The organism is Paraburkholderia jirisanensis (assembly GCF_054782355.1).
Window position 1 is genome coordinate 1 of record NZ_BAAGSQ010000008.1, and the last position, 18,170, is coordinate 18,170.

The 18,170-nt window shown below is 60.7% G+C and carries 24 protein-coding genes; 4 read left to right on the plus strand and 20 right to left on the minus strand.

Annotation, left to right across the window (positions count from 1 at the left end; genetic code table 11):
* Positions 1–99 precede the first annotated feature (99 nt).
* From ACYVNQ_RS05610 to ACYVNQ_RS05635, 6 genes are all read right to left on the minus strand, one after another.
* Positions 100–513: a hypothetical protein gene (locus ACYVNQ_RS05610; RefSeq protein WP_460901293.1), complete on the minus strand. Its 414-nt coding sequence runs from the start codon at positions 511–513 to the stop codon at positions 100–102.
* Between the two features lie 12 nt (positions 514–525).
* On the minus strand, positions 526–1,512 hold the full coding sequence (locus ACYVNQ_RS05615) for a hypothetical protein (RefSeq protein ID WP_460901295.1): 987 nt from the start codon (positions 1,510–1,512) through the stop codon (positions 526–528).
* Positions 1,512–1,658, minus strand: a complete 147-nt coding sequence (locus tag ACYVNQ_RS05620) for a hypothetical protein (RefSeq protein WP_460901297.1) — start codon at positions 1,656–1,658, stop codon at positions 1,512–1,514. Before ACYVNQ_RS05620 ends, ACYVNQ_RS05615 begins: the two co-directional genes overlap by 1 nt.
* A gap of 102 nt (positions 1,659–1,760) precedes the next feature.
* Positions 1,761–2,789, minus strand: coding sequence for a hypothetical protein (locus tag ACYVNQ_RS05625; protein WP_460901299.1), 1,029 nt, complete (start codon positions 2,787–2,789; stop codon positions 1,761–1,763).
* 14 nt (positions 2,790–2,803) lie between these two features.
* Positions 2,804–3,025 carry a hypothetical protein gene (locus ACYVNQ_RS05630; RefSeq protein ID WP_460901300.1) on the minus strand — a complete coding sequence of 74 codons (222 nt, stop codon included), beginning with the start codon at positions 3,023–3,025 and terminating at the stop codon, positions 2,804–2,806.
* A 163-nt stretch (positions 3,026–3,188) separates the two neighbouring features.
* A complete protein-coding gene (locus tag ACYVNQ_RS05635; RefSeq protein WP_460901302.1) occupies positions 3,189–3,797 on the minus strand; it encodes a hypothetical protein in 609 nt (202 codons plus the stop codon).
* 196 nt (positions 3,798–3,993) lie between these two features.
* Here ACYVNQ_RS05635 and ACYVNQ_RS05640 point away from each other — a divergent pair, with 196 nt between their 5' ends.
* A complete protein-coding gene (locus ACYVNQ_RS05640; RefSeq protein WP_460901303.1) occupies positions 3,994–5,085 on the plus strand; it encodes a hypothetical protein in 1,092 nt (363 codons plus the stop codon).
* 393 nt (positions 5,086–5,478) lie between these two features.
* Here the strand turns inward: ACYVNQ_RS05640 and ACYVNQ_RS05645 are convergent, their stop codons facing one another.
* From ACYVNQ_RS05645 to ACYVNQ_RS05705, 13 genes are all read right to left on the minus strand, one after another.
* Positions 5,479–5,772, minus strand: a complete 294-nt coding sequence (locus ACYVNQ_RS05645) for a hypothetical protein (RefSeq protein ID WP_460901304.1) — start codon at positions 5,770–5,772, stop codon at positions 5,479–5,481.
* Between the two features lie 679 nt (positions 5,773–6,451).
* Entirely contained in the window at positions 6,452–9,226 is a 2,775-nt protein-coding gene (locus ACYVNQ_RS05650; protein ID WP_460901305.1) for a DUF927 domain-containing protein, read from the minus strand.
* A complete protein-coding gene (locus ACYVNQ_RS05655; protein ID WP_460901306.1) occupies positions 9,223–9,579 on the minus strand; it encodes a hypothetical protein in 357 nt (118 codons plus the stop codon). Before ACYVNQ_RS05655 ends, ACYVNQ_RS05650 begins: the two co-directional genes overlap by 4 nt.
* Entirely contained in the window at positions 9,572–10,033 is a 462-nt protein-coding gene (locus tag ACYVNQ_RS05660) for a hypothetical protein (RefSeq protein ID WP_460901307.1), read from the minus strand. Before ACYVNQ_RS05660 ends, ACYVNQ_RS05655 begins: the two co-directional genes overlap by 8 nt.
* Positions 10,026–10,292: a hypothetical protein gene (locus ACYVNQ_RS05665; RefSeq protein WP_460901308.1), complete on the minus strand. Its 267-nt coding sequence runs from the start codon at positions 10,290–10,292 to the stop codon at positions 10,026–10,028. Before ACYVNQ_RS05665 ends, ACYVNQ_RS05660 begins: the two co-directional genes overlap by 8 nt.
* Positions 10,289–10,546 (minus strand): hypothetical protein, encoded by a 258-nt coding sequence (locus tag ACYVNQ_RS05670; RefSeq protein ID WP_460901309.1) that lies wholly within the window; start codon positions 10,544–10,546, stop codon positions 10,289–10,291. The genes ACYVNQ_RS05665 and ACYVNQ_RS05670 overlap by 4 nt, the downstream gene beginning before the upstream one ends.
* Positions 10,547–10,559: 13 nt before the next feature.
* On the minus strand, positions 10,560–10,805 hold the full coding sequence (locus ACYVNQ_RS05675) for a hypothetical protein (protein ID WP_460901311.1): 246 nt from the start codon (positions 10,803–10,805) through the stop codon (positions 10,560–10,562).
* A complete protein-coding gene (locus tag ACYVNQ_RS05680; protein WP_460901312.1) occupies positions 10,798–11,511 on the minus strand; it encodes a hypothetical protein in 714 nt (237 codons plus the stop codon). Before ACYVNQ_RS05680 ends, ACYVNQ_RS05675 begins: the two co-directional genes overlap by 8 nt.
* A complete protein-coding gene (locus tag ACYVNQ_RS05685) occupies positions 11,511–11,813 on the minus strand; it encodes a transcriptional coactivator p15/PC4 family protein (protein ID WP_460901313.1) in 303 nt (100 codons plus the stop codon). The genes ACYVNQ_RS05680 and ACYVNQ_RS05685 overlap by 1 nt, the downstream gene beginning before the upstream one ends.
* Before the next feature lie 18 nt (positions 11,814–11,831).
* Entirely contained in the window at positions 11,832–12,041 is a 210-nt protein-coding gene (locus ACYVNQ_RS05690) for a helix-turn-helix transcriptional regulator (RefSeq protein ID WP_460901314.1), read from the minus strand.
* A 145-nt stretch (positions 12,042–12,186) separates the two neighbouring features.
* Entirely contained in the window at positions 12,187–12,843 is a 657-nt protein-coding gene (locus tag ACYVNQ_RS05695; protein WP_460901315.1) for a hypothetical protein, read from the minus strand.
* A 136-nt stretch (positions 12,844–12,979) separates the two neighbouring features.
* Positions 12,980–13,336, minus strand: coding sequence for an XRE family transcriptional regulator (locus ACYVNQ_RS05700; RefSeq protein WP_460901317.1), 357 nt, complete (start codon positions 13,334–13,336; stop codon positions 12,980–12,982).
* A gap of 73 nt (positions 13,337–13,409) precedes the next feature.
* On the minus strand, positions 13,410–14,759 hold the full coding sequence (locus ACYVNQ_RS05705) for an amino acid permease (RefSeq protein ID WP_460901319.1): 1,350 nt from the start codon (positions 14,757–14,759) through the stop codon (positions 13,410–13,412).
* A 252-nt stretch (positions 14,760–15,011) separates the two neighbouring features.
* Here ACYVNQ_RS05705 and ACYVNQ_RS05710 point away from each other — a divergent pair, with 252 nt between their 5' ends.
* On the plus strand, positions 15,012–15,803 hold the full coding sequence (locus ACYVNQ_RS05710; RefSeq protein ID WP_460901320.1) for an alpha/beta fold hydrolase: 792 nt from the start codon (positions 15,012–15,014) through the stop codon (positions 15,801–15,803).
* Between the two features lie 52 nt (positions 15,804–15,855).
* Here ACYVNQ_RS05710 and ACYVNQ_RS05715 read toward each other — a convergent pair whose 3' ends face one another.
* Entirely contained in the window at positions 15,856–16,866 is a 1,011-nt protein-coding gene (locus ACYVNQ_RS05715; protein WP_460901321.1) for an isoaspartyl peptidase/L-asparaginase family protein, read from the minus strand.
* A gap of 200 nt (positions 16,867–17,066) precedes the next feature.
* Between ACYVNQ_RS05715 and ACYVNQ_RS05720 the strand changes: the two genes are divergently transcribed.
* Both ACYVNQ_RS05720 and ACYVNQ_RS05725 read left to right on the plus strand, forming a co-directional pair.
* Complete coding sequence (locus ACYVNQ_RS05720) at positions 17,067–17,771, plus strand: pseudouridine synthase (RefSeq protein ID WP_460901322.1); 705 nt, start codon at positions 17,067–17,069, stop codon at positions 17,769–17,771.
* A 205-nt stretch (positions 17,772–17,976) separates the two neighbouring features.
* A complete protein-coding gene (locus tag ACYVNQ_RS05725; protein WP_460901324.1) occupies positions 17,977–18,165 on the plus strand; it encodes a hypothetical protein in 189 nt (62 codons plus the stop codon).
* Positions 18,166–18,170: the final 5 nt, after the last annotated feature.

Below are 18,170 nucleotides of genomic sequence, written 5' to 3' on the forward strand. Positions count from 1 at the left end.
ATCAATCGCGTCGACGAACTTACGCCTTGGCGCGTTGCTGATCAGCTCCGCGTAGACCGATAGCTCCAACGTCGCGTCAAGACGTCACCGGCTACACGCTTACGCAAAGTCCGTGAAGTTTGATTCGCTGAAGGCATGCATCACGCCCGACACGTCTGGATAGTTGAACGTCGTCGCTCCTCCCGGAAAGCCCTTGCCAGCGTTCAGGCTGGTCTCAATCGCGACAATGTCGGCTTGGCTCAGCGAATCACAAGCGAACGTGCCATCGAGCGTCGGCGTACTGGTGCTGACGATTTGAATCCCGCTCGCTAGTTGCATTGCTGCCTGCTGCACAAGCGGAATCGCCGCCGGGTTGTGAGCGGCATATACGGCCTCGATTGCACTGATTTGTTCTGTGGTGAGCGTGGCACCGAAAGCGATGTTGCCTTCGCTATCCCATGTAAAGGGAAGTCCGGACACGCCAGCTGCTACGAGCTCATACTGAAAGTCAGGCCCGATTGCTTTTTGAGACATTTGAGATACTCCTTATTTGCGGGGTGCAATATAGACTTTGACGCTAAAGCGCACGCCTTGAGTTGCAGTCCCCGCCCAGGTGGCCGTCCCGCCACCCACCAAACCAACCGCGGTAGCATAGTGAAAGCCCTCCGACAAACCCGTTTTGGGAACGCTAAGCGCGACTGACATGTTGGCGTTTGCTACTGCTGAAGTAGTAGCGCTGGAAGCCTCAGACGGAGCCGTGCCGTCAAATGCAATCGATGTGTTGGTGCCGGCAGATGTTCCGGCTGTATTGGCTACCTGTCCATCCGCCGCTGCGATCGGGATCTCACCGGCCCACAGCAGGAAGCTTGTTCTCAGCGTTGAGCTGATCTCCACAAAGCTCATGCTGGTGGTCGAAATGCTCGACGTCAGTGGCGTCACTGCCGCGAACCCCGGATCATTCATCCACGACCGAAGCGTGCCTTCCCATGTCCCCGAAAGCACCCGACCCATGCCCACCAGAGCCTTGGTGTTGTCACCGGTCATGATTTCGACGCCGGTTGCATCCGTGCTGTGGCCGGTGGTCGACGGCAGCAACGTCAGACTTCCAGCTGCGATAGTCGCGTAGATGTAATACAGCGAGCCGACGGTCAAACCTGCGACCGATAGCGACGCGCCTCCGGCCGGAATGGTTGCGATACCTTGGCCAGGGATAAATAGCAGGTTGCCTTTATAAGGCAACAGCAGCGCATTTCCCCCGGAAAGCGAGAGTCTTCCCTGTTGCCCACTGACTAGCTGCATTGCACGAATTGCGTCGCGCAACTGCGTGTTTTTTGTTCGATCTGGCGTCAAGCTACCGCCGATGATCGCCCCAATCATCTCCTCCTGAAAAGCGTTGTACTGGTACGCGGGCCATTGTGTGGCCAACTGCTGGGATGCTGGGTTGCCATCCGTAGCAAAGCCGGGTGTGCCGCCAGCGGGGGCAGTATCAGCCTGCTCCGCGGCGACAGTTCCAGATGCGATAAGTCGATCCATTATTCTTCGTCCTGCGTTGGCTGCTGGTTGGTGGACGCATCGTTTTTCGTAACACCGAATGCGCTGCCGAATCCGCTCGTTCCGAATTCATACGGCGCGTCGTTGCTCGTCTCGGGCGCTACTGGTTTTGCAGTGTTTTCATTCATCGAATGGATCCTGATTGAACAGCGGCTCAGGGCACGCCTCGAACCTTGCGTATGCTCGAGGCACCCCCCGGTGAGCTGCTCGGTAAGTGAGTGTGACGAATATCAGACGCCGCCCTCATTGGGTCCCAACGCACCTATGCGGCGCCACTCATCGGAAAGCGTCCCGCTTCCGTCGTGCGAGAAACCGCGATCCACCGAGCCAGAGTTAGCAACACTGCGCGCCGCCGGCGAACCGGGTTCTCGGACCAACGACCTTGCCTGATAAGGCTCTCGACCTCTCGCTTCGCGCTGCTCCAGTTCTTCGTCATAGCGCCTCTGCCGTTCTTCGTTCTCACGGACGCGCGCATCGAATCTTCGTTGCTCAACTTCTGTGCGCTTCGACTGCTCGACTGAAGGGACCTTCGGTGGCTGATAAACGCGATGCTGCCGGAGCGCCTTCGCAACGGTGACGATCTCCTGTATCGCTGTTGCAACGCCGACCGGCAATGTCGGCAGCGGCTCATCTGTCGCGAGGAGATCAGTACCGCTCAAGCGAACATGGCCCGATAGATGGTCGGAGCGATAACCAACCGGGCTGATCAGTTTTGCGCAGTCAAGCCAATCGCGCGCAAAGCCGCCGTTGGGCATCTGCGCGTCGATCGCGGTAATCGCTGCAATTATGGGAACGAGTGGCGGGCACGCCGCAATGAGATCCTCATTGAGTGCGGCGAGAATCTGTTTGTCGTAGCTGGTCATTGCCGCCCGAAGCCGCACTTTCAAATCGGGAATCGTTGCGTCGATGGTCTGCGCTTCGGCGTTCAGGTGTTCGACAGCCCTGGTGCGCCGCTCGTGAGCCCGTCGTGCGTCAGCGAGCTCGGCAGCCGCCCTGTCCGACGCTTTCACAGCCTTCGTGACGTCACCTTTCGGGATCTCGTCTGCGGCCGCTCTCGCCTCCGCCTTCACCGCGGCGGCATCAAGCTCTTCCAATGTCGCCTCGAGCTCCGCGATATGGATCTCGCTCGCCGCTAGCGCGTCGCGATTCACGACTGCAGCGCGCTCAGCGCTCGCACGCGAGTCGAGGGTATTCGTGATGTCGTCCAGAACGGCCCTCAATTCAACGGGAAAGCTCTTAGCTGCGTCGAAAATATTCATGACGCGTCCTCCGCTCAGCCACCGCGCACGCGGCGGAATGCAGCGTCCCAGCCCGGATGTAATTTCACCCCGGTGGGCGCCGCGCGCCGCGCGTTGCCCATTGCGCGATCCCAACTGGACGCTACTGCCTGCTGTCGGGTGGCGTCAGCAATGGCCCCATAGTGCGCAGTCCGCTGCTCGCGAATCTTCTTCGTCACGTTGACTGGCTGCTTTTCCGACCGTCGTTCTGTACTCATCGTGCTCTCCGTCCCACACGCTCAACGTCAGGCACGTTGATATCTCAGCGGGTAAGCACAAGGTGCAGCGAGACAGGGGTGGACGGCAAGTGGACGGCGGAAAGACTCTTGAGATGGCCGCTGGGTGGGGCATTGGATTGCAGGTGGACGACGACACGTCCGGTCAGGAGGACGACCCTTTGTATCGAGAACTAGGGAAGACCGATGACGTCGAGACCTTGGGCGCCTTCGAAGCTTTCCTCGCCTTCGTGCAAGCGTCTTTTATCGTGCGCGCCTTGACGTTGTATTTTTTGCCAAGTCGTTTGTTGCAATCCGTCACGCCTGAGCGCTTCACCTCTTCCTGCTCGAGGAGGAGCTCTTCGTCGCTTGGCAGCCCACCCAAGGCTGGATTTCCGAGCGGGGTATCGTCAGGTACGGACGCCGAATCACGCACGCGAACGCCGATACCAATCACGGCAAGCCATTCATTGAGGTCAGCTTCGCTGATGAGGCAACCACTCAATGCGATTGCGCCAGCAAGATTCCGATATCCGATCGGAAGCCTTGTATCCGGATGCGCGATCGGCAGGTGCAAATCCGGGTCTCGACCGACCAGCTGACCGGAACAGAGGGCGTTATAGATAACGGGGCCGAGCCGGTCTACGGCATCCGCGCGCCTCCCTTTCTCATCTGGATAGAGTTGAGTCGCAATCGCGAAGGCCGCTTTCGCTCGAGTGAAAAATCCAGAGGGCGGCAGCGGGGTGAAGCTGCCTTCGATTTCTCGGTTACCCATTCGTTGACGCTCCCGAAGCATCCCGGCCGAGGAACCGCGCCAGCGGGCCCGGGTAGCCCGCGTTTCGCCTGGCCGGGCTAGGCGCGACTCATCGATTATGCGGTGTCGTGCTACCGTTCACCAGCGCACTCTTCGTCAATCCTTGATTTGCTTGACGCATGCCGCGTCAAAGATCGTCGATCCTCCACCAATACCTATGTCACTTGATCCGTCTACAGCTGTCGTGCACCTTCGCATGCGACGAGCAGAGCAAGAACTGTCCGTTGGCAGCGGAGTTCTCTATCGCCGAAATGATCAGGTATTCATCGTTACCGCTTGGCACAACCTCTCGGGACGCCACGCTTTAACGATGAAGCCCATCAGCCGCATGGCGGCCTTCCCTGATAACGTCGTCGCGACAATTTGCTGCTGCAACGAAGTGACCCCGGAAAAGAAGCTCTATACACGGATGCCTTTCCGCGTCGAGCTCGAGGCAAACGGTGCGGCCACGTATCTTGTGCACCCTCAGCCGTTTCCTCGCGTCGATGTCGCGGTTATTCCACTTCGAGTGGATGAGCCTCATGAAATGGTGATACCGCTGTCCGATGGCACGACGCGCACTCCGTCGCTCCCCCCTCGCGATCGGGAAGGCGCCAGCGGCGTCGTCCGAGAGATCGAATGCATTCAAGACATGGAGGCCGCCTTTCTTGAGCATCAGCCGTTGCCAACTACGGAGCTGTGGCTCGGCGATGATCTTTTCATACTGGGTTATCCACGCGCTCTTTCGGACCTGTACGGGCAACCGCTCTGGAAACGAGCGACCGTTGCCTCGTCTCCTGAACTGGGCAAGCGGGTCAGCCAATTTCTCGTCGATTGTGCCTCCCGCGAAGGGATGTCCGGCGCACCGGTTGTCTCCTATAACCGGCTCGGTTTCTCGAAAAGTCAGACCGCTTTCCCGGTGGGAATGCCAACTACCGTCTTTCGTGGCATATATACGAGCCGCGTTGGCAAGACCGATGACTTCGAGGCTCAGATTGGCACAGTCTGGCAGCGGCATGTCGTGGACGAAATTATCGACAGAAATTTGAGGGCTCCGTTGTCAGAGTCAATCTTGGCGACCAACGTTGAGATCGAAGCTGCAATCGAAGACAGCTGGAAAACAGACTCAGACTTTGTGCAACGTCTCACCGAAGGCGCAGCGCCGCTTGATCTTTTCGTACAAATCGTCATGAGGCGATTGGAAGGAAGAGCGGATCCGGCTGAAATTCGACTGACAGTGTTGGAAAAGGCGCGGCGCTCCACTGGGTAGCGCACTACGGATTCACGATTAGGAAACCAACTTTGAAACCTGGTCACCACGTTGCATCAGGCGTGGTGCCGCCATGCAAACACTGCCGCGCCGGCGGCCGGGTGCGACGCTGCGATCACGCACAATATCAACAACGTTGAACCACTACGCTTCCAATTCGCGGTCTGGCCAGTCGCGCGACGGTGGATGTCCTTCACAAGCTCAAGCTGCATAGCACCGCTGGGAAAGGCCTCGAGAATGAGGTGCGCATCGGGAAAATCAAGAGACTTCACGCCATCGAAAAATGCTTTCAGAGTCGGCGCACGCCTGCCGGGAAGGTCTACTGGAAAACCTAAGTCCCGGCGACCGATGCGCGGCGCGCAGTTACGCCGGACCTTTTGTGTGCCGTTCCCGTCAAGCCTTGTCCAAACCGATCCAAGAGCTATGTGGCGCTTGGCTCGTGATGATCGAGTACTTCGACCACACCGATTTGGCAGCATCGACCGCATGGTTGCGGACCTGCTCGGTCGTCTGATTGGATTCGATGAAATATTCCGCTGTCGGCAGCTTGTAAACGATGCCGTCATTGCTCTTGATAGTTCGCGAAAAGTCCTCTGCTTCCATCGCCGCGTGCAGCTTATCGTAGTCCTTCGAGGTAGGTTTGTTGGGGTTTTCGTGTAGTTCAACCCGTGTCATATAGCGCGTCATTTTCAATCCCCTTGCTGATAGGTTAGCGGTGGCAGTTCGGACATCGTTGACGTACGTAATGCTGGTTGCACGATCTTCAATTCGGCGTAAACCCTGATTTTTAGCTTCGCCGCTGCGCCCCTTGTACGTTCCGCGGGAACAGGGAGAACGCAGGGAACAGAACCCAGAATTGTTCCCTCGGTTCCCTTTAACATTTCATGTGTCAGACCAGCATTATTCGGCGCCAGCGAGCGCACCGGGATCGATGTGATATAGCGAAACGGCGCGGCAAGGTTTGCAATCCGCGCGCGCTCACCAGTCGACGGGTCATTCAGTCGATTCGTACACTACGCGCCAGTACCGGCGAATGCCGAGTAGCTCCCTCTCCATCGATGCTCACGCCCGACAACGCGGGCGCATTGTTTTTGTTCATCCTCACGCCCCTTTGCGGATGACTTTGTATCTATATTCATTCCGAGTCGTGTCAGATGTGTCGGACGCGTCAGGCCTTTATCTGGCAAGGGTTTCATGGATGACATAACGCGTGTCTGTCATGTCTGGTGCGTCAGGTGCGATGCTTGCCATGCCTGACATGACTGACATCTGATCCGCAACCCGTGTCAGGAGCAAAAGCGTTGTCACAAAAGGATCTGACATGAATGACATGACCGACACAATAAAAACATTCTCTTGGACTTCTCTAGTCACATAGGAGCTTGGCAGGCACGATACGATAAAGGCGCTTTGAGTCCTTCTCATCGGCAATCCAGATCGTTTTCGGATGGCCCTTGCCGTCAAGATTTAGTACCGCTCCAGACTCCTTGAGCGCACGGACCACACGATTGATGTCGTAGCCCTTGGTCGCCTCACGAAGAGCTCCCGACGTGAAAAGGTACAGTCGGCGCTCGCCATCCTGTTCCCACCAGCCAGCCCGGTCGCGAACGGGATCCGCGCTGCCCTCACGGCTCGAGAAGCGCGCGCTGCCATGGCGGTCGATGAAGTCAGAAATAGCACGCAATATCGCCGCGTGCTCCGCTCCATGCCCGTTGCCGCCGCGCTGCTGACGCCAAAGATTGAACGCATGGCGTGCTGCACCGACTGCATCCCCGGCCTTCCACGGGACGATGCTCCAGCGCATGGCAAGCTCGCCGGCGAGGCCGCAGATCGCGAACGTGCGAGCAGCCCGACGTTCCTGTCCTTCAACGTCAAAACGATCGAGGATGGTCTGCAGCTCGTCGGAGAGCTGCAAGCCCTCACGCTGGGCCTGCACCAATGCCTCGACAAAGCGCGGGCCTGCGTGGCCGTAGTGCCGAGCAGCGAGGTTTCGCACTTCGTCGGACAGGGCTGCACCCGTTGCGCGGCCGCGTAGATCATCAAACAGCCCGTACTTACCTTGCACGGGAACGTCGAGGATCCGGAGTTCCTGTCCAGCCTTCGCTTCGATGCCGCCGGCGCTCATCCGGGCTGAGATCGTCAGTTCGCCAGTCGACAACAGAAATACCCGCCAGCGGCTCGCCTGACGCGCTTCGCCGTGGCGGTTGGCGCGAGTCTTACCGGTGCCATTGATGAGCGCATACGCGGCCTCGTAGAGGGCCTTTGGGTCTATCTCGCCGAGTTCGTCCAGTGCCAGCAGTGTGTCCGAATGCAGTGAGCCCGCCCCCTCTAGGCCGTTCGCTGTCGCTCGCCAGGTGCGCTTGAACTGTGGACCTCCCCAGACACTCACCGCGGCGTGCAGCGCGGTCGTCTTGCCTGATGAAGAGTCTCCGAAAAGGTGTGCGCCGCCGCCCTCGACGTTCATTGGGCCAAGCAGTGGGCCCGCGAGCGCCGCGGAGAATGCCAGCATTAGCAACGGATTGCCGACGGCGAGCGTGGCGAGCTCGCGCCATTCATCGAACGTGCCGGCCGCCGCGTACGGCGCGGTGCGCCCCGATGCCTGAAACCAGATATCGTCTGCGCCAATCACAGCATCCGGCAATACGAATGCATCTCCGCTCCAACCCGTGATGCTTGCCGCGCGCATTTTTGTCCCGGGAACCTGCGCGGCGACGTAGCGAAGAATTGCATTCTTGTCGTTCAGATCGAATACGAGGCCCTCGCTGAGCAACACGCCGCGAGCCTCGCTCCCGTCGCCGGCGAGCATAGACATCGGCATTGCCCACTTCTTCCGGCGTCCGGCCGGCGACAGAATCTCGAGCAGGCGCCCGTACTCCGCGTCTGCGCCATTGCTGGTGGTCGCAAGCACGCGCAGGGGCGTCGATATCCATTTGTCGATAAGCACGGGCGGCGCGTCATGCTTTTCGGCCTTGGTGCCGTGCCAGTACACACCCGGCTTTACCTTCCTACCGGCGATTTCCTGCCAGCCCTCGTACACGCGATAGCACGGCCGCTCCTCGATACTGGGGAACCGAATTTCTTCAGGTTGCCGATCGGCATGCTCTGCGCTCGGATGGATCACCGCAGCGGACTCAATGGCATCCCGCACGACATCCTCGCCGCGCAGCTGGTGGAGGTCATTGAAGTCGGTCGCGTCGGCCGGCCGCTCAGTTCCGAAGTCCGGCAATGCAAAAGCGCCGCCGACCGCCTGGGCCGCGCGGATTGCCTTTTCCTGACCTTTACCGATATCCGCCAGCAAGACGATTTTTGAGTTCGGATATTTGCGACGCATTACCTCGGCAACCTTTCCGAGATTCCCACAGGTAAGCGCAGCGACGGCCGCAGCCGCAGTGCACATGTGTGCGGAAAGCACCGTGGCCATGCCTTCGCCGATCAGGATCAGCTCGGGGGATCCAGCAGGTGCATACGCCACCCAATATCCGGACTCTTTTCGGCCGTGTGACAACGCCGTTTTATGACCCTCTCCGTCGATCATTTCAATCGTCGACACTGATCCTTCAGACTGCACCGGGACAATGAGCACGCGGCCGGTGAGTGCCTGGCCTGAAGAGGATGGTGTGTAGCCAATCAGATCAGCAAGTACGTCGACGTCCATCTCTCGCAGCGTTCTGATCGCTCTTAGCCCCTTACGGGCCAAATAAGGGTGATCGTCACGTGCAGCTGCAGCCTTTTTCCAAACATCGCGCGCAATGTCTGCTGCTCGCGCGGCATCTTTGCGACGCTTACTGGCTTCTGCAGCTGAAGACGCTTTCCGTTGCGCACGCCGCCGCTCGATCTCGGAGCTATCGACCACCGCGGCCTTATGCTGGCCCGGGTCGTAACCGTATTGCTTCGCGATCGCGTACAGCGTGCCAATGCTTACGCCGCCGCCCGATTTCACGGACTTCCATGTAGTGCGTGCCGTCTCGACCGCATAGGTCGATCCTTCCGAGCTCCATGCGTCGAAAATCTCGAAGCCGTGGTTACCGAGCTCGCTTTTAATGGCCATCGCGATACGCACCCATGTGTCGCGATCGATGTCTGGAGGAATGAACGAAAGAGCCGCCTGGATTCGCTGACGCTCGTCGACGACTGCATTCACAGTTCGCCCTCCCTGCACAGGCCTGCGCGCCGCAAGATCTCGACGAAGGTATGTACGTCGCCGACCGCAGCGGTCGCATCAACGGCGAGCCGGTACACGTGCGGTGACTTCGTGCCGTTCGCCATCAGCGTCTCGAGAATGTCGGAATTCGGAAAGCCTCTCGCAGTCGCGCTCCGCAAGACGGCGCTTAAAATGCGCCGAGCGGCGAGGCGTGCCGCCACCGGCGCGAGCGGAGCCTCGTACACGAGAAAACCGGCCATCAGAAGATAATCGGCCGGCGTCGTAAATTCGCCGGCACCAAGGTCGATTCCTGCCCGATGGTCATCCGAAACGGTTTGCGTGCGATTAACCAAGGGCTTCCTCCGCAACTGCGCCAGCCCGACAGTTGGGCGATCGAGTGCGCGCAGCGCCGGCGGCGGTTCCCTCCGTGCTGACATTGGCAACCGACTTATTGCTGAGAGCCGACGCACAGTACTCGTCAGTCCAGTCTGCGGTGTGCTGGATCTCGCACGCCATCAGCTCAGATGCGACGCGGGCGAGCTCGAGCAGGTTGGCCACGCCCCCGTTGCTCAGCGGCGGCTCCACCACTTCCCCGCCGTCACGATCGGCATAGATATCGCTGCGGATCGAATTCAGCTTGTGCATGCGCAGTACAGTTGCAACCCCTTGCGACACCGAAAACGCCCGATCGAGGGCGTCCATCAGAGGCTTTGCATTGAGACCACCGAGTTTGCCAGCCTTGCGCGTGCGGTCGGCGAACAACGAGGCGACACCGTCGCTCTCGAGAAAGTTTTGTGCGTTATCCACGTCGTGCCTCCGTCCCTTCAAGAGCAGTGTCGATGCGCCGAATGATCTCGGCGAGCTGGGCTTCGATTTCGCTCGCGCCGTCTCCAGCCAGATATGAGCTGATACGGGCGAGACGGCACACGAAAGCGCCCTTGTTTTCGGTGAGGCCATTGATTGCCTCACCAAGCGCGGCGAGGTCCGCAAAGCGGTCGAGTACAGCAGGCCGCACCTCTTCGATCAGCGTCCGAAGTTCGAGCAGATTTTTGACGTTAGTGTTCATTGCGCATGCTCCCGTTTTCTGACGATCGTCCGCTTGCCTTCCGAATCCCGGATATCGACGAATGCAAGCAGAAGGACGTCGAGAATCCGATCAGCGTCATACGAGTCGATCTGCCATTCGAAGTGCATATGGCCGTCGGCACCCATCTCAATGCGCAACTCAGAAGCCAGCTCTTCAGCGGCCGAGATCCGCCGACACGAATCGCGCTCGAGGCGGTACGCCTGCAGATCGAAAACAGTGGCCGTGGTGGCCATGGCGATGGGCCTGTTATTCATGGCTCACCTCTGCATTGACGATGGCTTCTGCGATGCGGCGCTCGAACGCTTCATTGAATGCATCGCGGCGTAGCTCATCGCCCGGAAGCGTTGGCATGCCGGCTAGGAGGTTGCGGTAACGAAGATCGCGAAATTCGCCGGCGCTCAGTGGCGCTGCGATGAGCCACAGCTCGGCAGCGCGGCGGCCCGCCAGAACGAATAGGGGAAACTGGCCGGAACGCGTAGTGACTTCAGCCATGGCACGCCTCCGTCCTCGACATGCTGTGAGCAATGCTGGTGAAGGCGGCGTCGAGCACCTCCGACTGGTCACTCACAAGCGAGCGGCCGATCAGCGCGAGTTCATTGACTGGCTCATCGGTATCGCGCGTGAGGCGCTCGATCGCGGCGAAGATGCAAGCCGCGCGCTCGAGCACGCTCAGCGTTTCATCGGCGGTGCGTTGGATGGTGCAGAAAATCTCGCGGACCGATGGCTGTTCGCGCTGGGCCGGATGATCGTCGCGCGCGAGCTGCGCAATGTCGATCAGCGCGGCGCCGGCGACGTCCAGTGCCGCTGCGAGATCGGGGGCGAGCGCTGCAGTGCGCAGAGCCTTGCGAACGATAGTGGAGAGGGATTCGGATTGTTCGGGACGAGCGGTAGCTTGGCGCACCATGATGCGGCCTCCGTATGCGGGTTTGAGAACCCAGCCGCCGACGCCAATCGGGGTGGCCGGGCACATGACGAGGTTGGCGTACCGGCGCATACGGAAACCGGCGTGCGCAAGCGCACCCTCACCAAGGCCCGACCATTGAAGGTGGTGCGCAGTGAGCGGACGAAAAAATACCGCCGGGCGGCGGTTGTCCGCCATATGCAATTCTGGACGCCAATCCAGGTTCCCTGCTGTTTCAGGGACGCTTGCAGGATAGTTCCTGCGGTATACCAGCGTCAAGGAGATTTTCACCGGCATCAACGAGCTCCGGTGGGGTCCGCTGCGCGCGCTGCCAACTCGAGTCCCTGCAATAACTGTGGGATCAAAGATGGCTTGAGAGTCACGCCATTCTTTGACGGCCGGTATTCGCCAGCCGCATCAACAAACCATGTCCGGATGTTGACGTATTCATGCCCCTTGTACTGGTCGACGCTGATTCGCACGCGTTCACGTGCGTTCTTCTGCACCTCGCAAATCAGCGTTCCAGGGCGGTTGTCGTTCGCGGTGTCCGTGTTAGCGTCGGCTCGCAAGCCTGTTTGGCTAGCCTCTGGGCTGGCCATTTTTTTTGTCCGCATTGTCTACCCTTCCGCACGATAGTCAGCTGGGGAAGCGAGAAACGCGTCGATATCGCCAGCTCGCCAGCCGACCGAGCGCGGGCCAAGTCGAATAGCAGGTGGAAATGTCTTGTCGCGAATGCGGGCATAGATTGTGGAGCGACTGAGCCCCGTAACGGCTTCAACCTGCTTGCGACGCAGGATAGAAAGTGCAGTTTGGATTTGTCCGGCCATGTCTCACTCTTGGTGATCGTCCCCGGCCCTTCCGGGAACACATGGCCATATTTGCTCGCACAGTCATGGATTACGAGCCCACGCACTGAGTGCAGTGCGCTATGCAGTGAGCGCCGTACACTCAGCACTCACTGTGGAGTGCGTTCTACTCAGTTGATTGCAAACTGAGCTTGGCTTTCTCGGACTTCCTCTCAGCTCGAATCAGGTCATAGACGCGCCGATACGGAACGCCAATGTCGCCCTGCACCAGCTTTTCCGCGGCGCGCGCGGCCTCCCTCGGCTTAGGATTCATCGCGCGATAGGCCGCGAGCACCTTTTCCGCAGCACGATCAGCATTGCGTCTGTTGGCATCCTGAGTTTTACGGCCACCTTTCCCTGTTTTGTGCTGGGCAAGTCGTAGTTGCCTAAGGTCGGCTTCAGCTATGCCGATCGCGCGCGATGCAGTCACAGTCGAGTTGATCGCCTCTACCAGATCCCCAGCTGCGAGCGCCTTAGTCGCGGCAGTCGAACAAATGGAAACGACCGATAGATCGTTGAGGATCATCTGCTTCGCTGCCTTCGCCCGGTTCCCAGCTTCAATGAGAGCCTTCGCACGCATCTCCCCTTCGACCGAATGTAGCGAACACTCGAGAATCCGGGGCCCTCCCAGCGCGACACTGCATTCGTTCAAAAGAGCCGAAAATGCATGTCCCAGCGCTTTACTCTCTTCCTCCACTTTGCGGCCGAATACCTTCTCGAATATCAGCAATGCCTGTCCATCTATCCACTCGATGTTTCGAAAAATACTCTGTTCGATATCCAAAGTGCCCCCAACGAAGTCCCTGTCAGTCAGACGCCGCGCAGGTTGGGTTAGCAACCTAACTCGCAAATCATCAATATTGCCCGGCGGCGAAATATTCTATTTGATCCGCTGCGGTGCAGGGAAGACCAATATGTTCCTAGAACAACGCCGTCAATTTGGTGGTATTTTTGGTGGTATATACTTTCGCAAAAATCGTCACTCCTTTATCTGAAAAGCGTTTGCTGAAACTATTCCATTCCGGCCCTGGCACCAAATAGTCTCGGAGCAACACCCAATCACACAACAAAGCTCCGCCAAGAAGCGGCCGTGCTCGCGCGAGCAGCTGAGTCATACCGATGATCGCAGCAGCTTCCATCTGGCTCAACTCACGTTGGTCGATCAACTCGTTGAGCTTGAACGCGAGCGCGGCCTTCGCCGACAGTTCTTCAGCGTCGTCGAAACCGAGATCCTGCAGCACGTTATCGGTACCTGGCGGATTGTCTTTGCGAGCCATCACGTTCTCCCGCTCGCCCCATAACGGGCTAGCAATGTTCTCAGCCGCTGTTCGATCAATTCCATGCGCCGCCTCACCCCCGCCGCTTCACCCAATACCCACCCCACATCACCACCAGCCACACCGGCATCAGCACCACCGAAACACTCAACCCCGGCGTCATCGCGAGAATGACCAGAATCACCGCCATGAACGCGAGGCAAATCCAGTTGCTGACCGGAAACCACAGCGACCTGAACACCAGCGTCTGCCCGTCGCGCACCATCGCCGCACGCGACTTCAGATGAGTCAGACTGATCAGCGCCCAGTTCAGCACGAGCGCGGCAACTACCAGCGCCATCAGCACGTCGAGCGCTTGCGCCGGCATCAGATAGTTGACGATCACGCAGCTGAAAGTCGCGAGCGCCGACACGCCGATCGCCATAAACGGCACGCCGCGCCGGTCGACGCGCAGCAGCGCGCGCGGCGCATTGCCCTGCTCCGCAAGACCGTAGAGCATCCGGCTGTTGGCGTAGACGCAACTGTTGTAGACCGACAGCGCGGCGCTCAGCACGACCACGTTGAGCGCATGGGCGGCGACGCTCGAACCGATCTGCGCGAAGATCATCACGAACGGACTCTCGCCCGCCGCCACGCGGCTCCACGGGTATAGCGACAGCAGCACCACCAGCGAGCCAATGTAGAAGATCAGGATCCGATAGATCACCTGATTGACCGCCTTCGGAATGCTCTTGTGCGGCTCGGCCGCTTCCGCCGCGGTGATGCCGATCAGCTCGAGGCCGCCAAAGGAAAACATGATTGCCGCGAGCGTCATGAAGAGCCCGCGAAATCCGTGCGGGAAAAACCCGCCGTCGCGCCACAGATTGGCCACCGACGCTTGCGGCCCGCCGTTACCGCTGACAAGCAGATACGCGCCGAACAGGATCATCCCGATCACCGCCGCGACCTTGACGATCGCAAACCAGAACTCGGTCTCGCCATACGCCTTCACGTTGGCGAGATTGACGGTGTTGATCGCGACGAAACACACCAGTGCCGAGAGCCACGCGGGCACCTGCGGCCACCAGAAATGCAAGTAATGGCCGACCGCGGTCAATTCAGCCATGCCGACCAGCACGTACAGCACCCAATAGTTCCAGCCCGACAGGAAGCCCGGAAAATCGCCCCAGTACTTGAACGCGAAGTGGCTAAACGAGCCCGCCACCGGTTCCTGCGCCACCATTTCGCCGAGCTGGCGCATGATCAGAAACGCGATCAGCCCGCCGATCGCATAACCGACGATCATCGACGGTCCCGCGCGCTGCAGCACGCTTGCCGAACCCAGAAACAGGCCTGTGCCGATCGCGCCGCCGAGTGCGATCAACTGGATGTGACGGTTTTTTAGCCCGCGCTTGAGGCCGGCGTGATCAGTGGGTGCAGTCAAGATATGTTGCTCGATCGTGTGAAACCGGATCGCCGTTCATGCGCGCCGTTCATCCGGATAGGCCGCCGGAAAAGGCGCCATTCTAGCGTTTTGTCCGCCCTCCTACATATTGGGATAGAAAGACAGCCTGGTCCAAAACCGACGCCGCCACCTCACACGGCAGCAGGCTGCTGCGCATGGTGCGCCAGATGGTTGTCAGCGCAGCGTGGGTTCGGTATGTTGCCGTAGTTCCGGCCCGGAAATGGAGACACCATGTCGACGAAACGCCTGCTTTGCGCCGTTTTGCTGTGTCTATCGATGGCCGCCGGTGCGGCTCACGCGCAACGTGCGGCGGCCGCACCGCCCGCCGGCGCAGTGCGCAACATCGTGCTGGTGCACGGCGCGTTCGTCGACGGCTCGAGCTGGAACGGCGTGATCGCCCGGCTGCAGCGCAAGGGCTATCATGTGAGCGCGGTGCAAAACCCGCTGACATCGCTCGCCGACGACGTCGCCGCCACGCGCCGCGTGCTCGCGCAGCAGGACGGTCCGACCGTGCTGGTCGGACACTCGTGGGGCGGCGTGGTGGTCACCGAAGCAGGCGCCGACGATCCGAACGTGGTCGGCCTCGTCTACGTCGCGGCGATCGCGCCCGAGGTCGGTGAGTCGGCGCTCGATATCCTGAAGCGCGGTCCGCAAATGCCGGCCGGCGCGGCCATGAAGCGCGACAACAGCGGCTTTTTGTGGCTCGACCGCGCGCAATATCGCGCAAATTTCGCCGCCGATGTGCCGGAGAATCTGACGCGCGTGTTGTCCGCCGCGCAGCAGCCGGTCGCGGCGTCGGCTTTCGAAGAGAAGGCCACCAAGGCGGCGTGGCAATCGAAGCCGTCGTGGTACGTGGTGACCTCGAAGGATCGCGCGGTATCGCCCGAGATCGAGCGCTGGATGGCGAATCGCATCGGCGCGACGATCGTCGAAGTGCCGTCGAGCCATCTTGTGACCGTCTCGCATGCGGCCGCCACGGCGGATGCGATCGATCGGGCCGCGCGCGAGTTCGGCAAGCAGTGACGCGTGACGGCGGCGCCCGCAACGCTCTATGTTTAGTGCGGCGCCTCCGTGCCTAGCGATAAATTGCCGTGACCGGCTCCGAACCGGTTCGCGCAAAGCCGCGGTACATGCCTTCCGTGTTGAACGGCAACGTCACGTTGCCGTGCGCATCGACTGCAATCAGGCCGCCGCGGCCATCGATGCGCGGCAAGCGGTTCATCACCACATCGGCTGCCGCCTGCTCCAGCGATACACCGCGGTACGCCATCTGTGCGGCGACGTCGTAGGCCGCGGCCATCCGGATGAACATTTCGCCCGAACCGGTCGTCGATACGGCGCAGGTGGCGTCGTCGGCGTAGCAGCCCGAGCCGATCAGCGGCGAATCGCCGACGCGGCCCGGCTGCTTGTTCGTGATGCCACCCGTCGACGTCGCGGCGGCAACGTGACCGTGCGCGTCGCGCGCCACCGCGCCGACCGTGCCGAACTTGCGATTCGGGTCGATCGGTTCATGCGCGAGTGCCGCGCCCGCGCCCGCACTGCGCGCTTCGCCGGCGGCATCGGCCGCGGCCAGCGACGCGCCATCGTGATCGAGCAGCGCCCGCCTGTGTTCACGTGCAAGCAGCCATTGCTGGTAACGCGCATCCGTACGGAAGTACTCAGGCTCGACGAGTTCAAGCCCTTCGGCGGCAGCGAATGCTTCCGCGCCCTCCGCGGTAAACAGCACGTGCTCGCTGCGCTCGAGCACGCGACGCGCCGCCAGCACCGGATTGCGCACGCGTCGCACGCAACATACCGCGCCGGCGTCGAGCGTACGGCCGTCCATGATCGACGCATCGAGTTCATGCGTGCCCGCAGCGGTCAACACCGCCCCGTGGCCGGCATTGAAAAGCGGACAGTCTTCCAGCAGACGCACCGCCTCGGTTACCGCGTCGAGCGCGCTGCCGCCATCGGCCAGCACGCGCTGCCCGGCCAGCAGCACCTCGCGCAGCACGCGGTGATATTGCGCTTCGGCTTCAGACGTCAGCGACGCGCGCACGATCGTGCCCGCGCCCCCGTGGATTGCGATGACGGCGCTCGTATTCATGATGTTCTCTGGTCAGCCGGTTGCTGTTTCGCGGAAGGAGCGGCACGCGGCCTGCCGCGGCGCGCCCGTCCGCCTGTAAAGCCGCATTTTGCACCGGAAACCTGTCGATCCCGCAGCGCCGCTGCACGGGTAGAATGCACGCGTTCGCCGCGCATGCAGTTGCGCGCGCCGGACTTCTGCCTGTCGCTCTACGTCTTTTCATGGATCTCGAAAGCATCCTCTTTTCGCAAGGCTTCGGTTCGCGCCGCCAGTGCCGCGCGCTGATCGCGGACGGCCGGGTCGCCATCGCCGGCGCGCCGCTGACCGACGCCGATGCGCAGCTCGACACCGCCGGCCTCGCATTCGACGTCGACGGCACGCGCTGGCCATACCACGAGCGCGCCTATATCGCGTTGAACAAGCCGGCTGGCTACGAATGCTCGCGCGAGCCGCAGCATCATCTGAGCGTATTCAACCTGCTGCCGCCGCAATTCGCGGCGCGCGGCGTGCAATGCGTCGGGCGGCTCGATCAGGACACGACCGGCCTGCTGCTGCTCTCCGACGACGGCCAGTTCGTGCACGCATTTACATCGCCGAAGCGCAAGGTGCCGAAGCTGTATGTGGCGACCACCCGTCACCCGCTCGACGATGCGCAGCTCGATGCGCTGCGCGGCGGCGTGCTGTTGCACGGCGAGAGCCAACCCAGCGCGGCGCTCGCCGCAGCCGCGCGCGACACGCACACGCTGGAACTCACCGTACTCGAGGGTAAATACCATCAGGTCAAACGGATGGTGGCCGCCGCGAGCAACCGCGTCGAAGCGTTGCATCGCGAGCGCATCGGCGGATTCGCCCTGCCGGCTGGGCTTGCCGAAGGCGCCTGGCAATGGCTCGACGAAGCGGATCTGGCGGCATTGCGCCGCGCTTGAGGCGGCGCTTTCAGGCGCTCGCGGCGCGTTTCGTGAGCTGACTCGATCCGCCCTATCCGTCCTTGGCAAGCCCGCCACACGGCTACGTTAGACGCCGCACCAAACACACGTGAAAGCACGCCGCAGCGCCGCGCCGCAGCGTGCTCTTCATTCATGCGCCCCCTATACTCGCGTCATAAAGATTACAAGCTGCAAGGAGGGCGCCATGATCCACTACGGCAATTTTGCGATTCCCTACGTGATGATTGGTTTTGTCTGTTGTGCGATCTTGATGCTGACGGCCGTCGTCGTCGTGATGCATCTGCGGCACGAATATCGGCCGAATCTGATCGGTGCGTTGATCGGTGCGCTGCTGTGCTTTCTGCTGCTCGAGGCACTGCCGGCGCTTACCTGACAGCA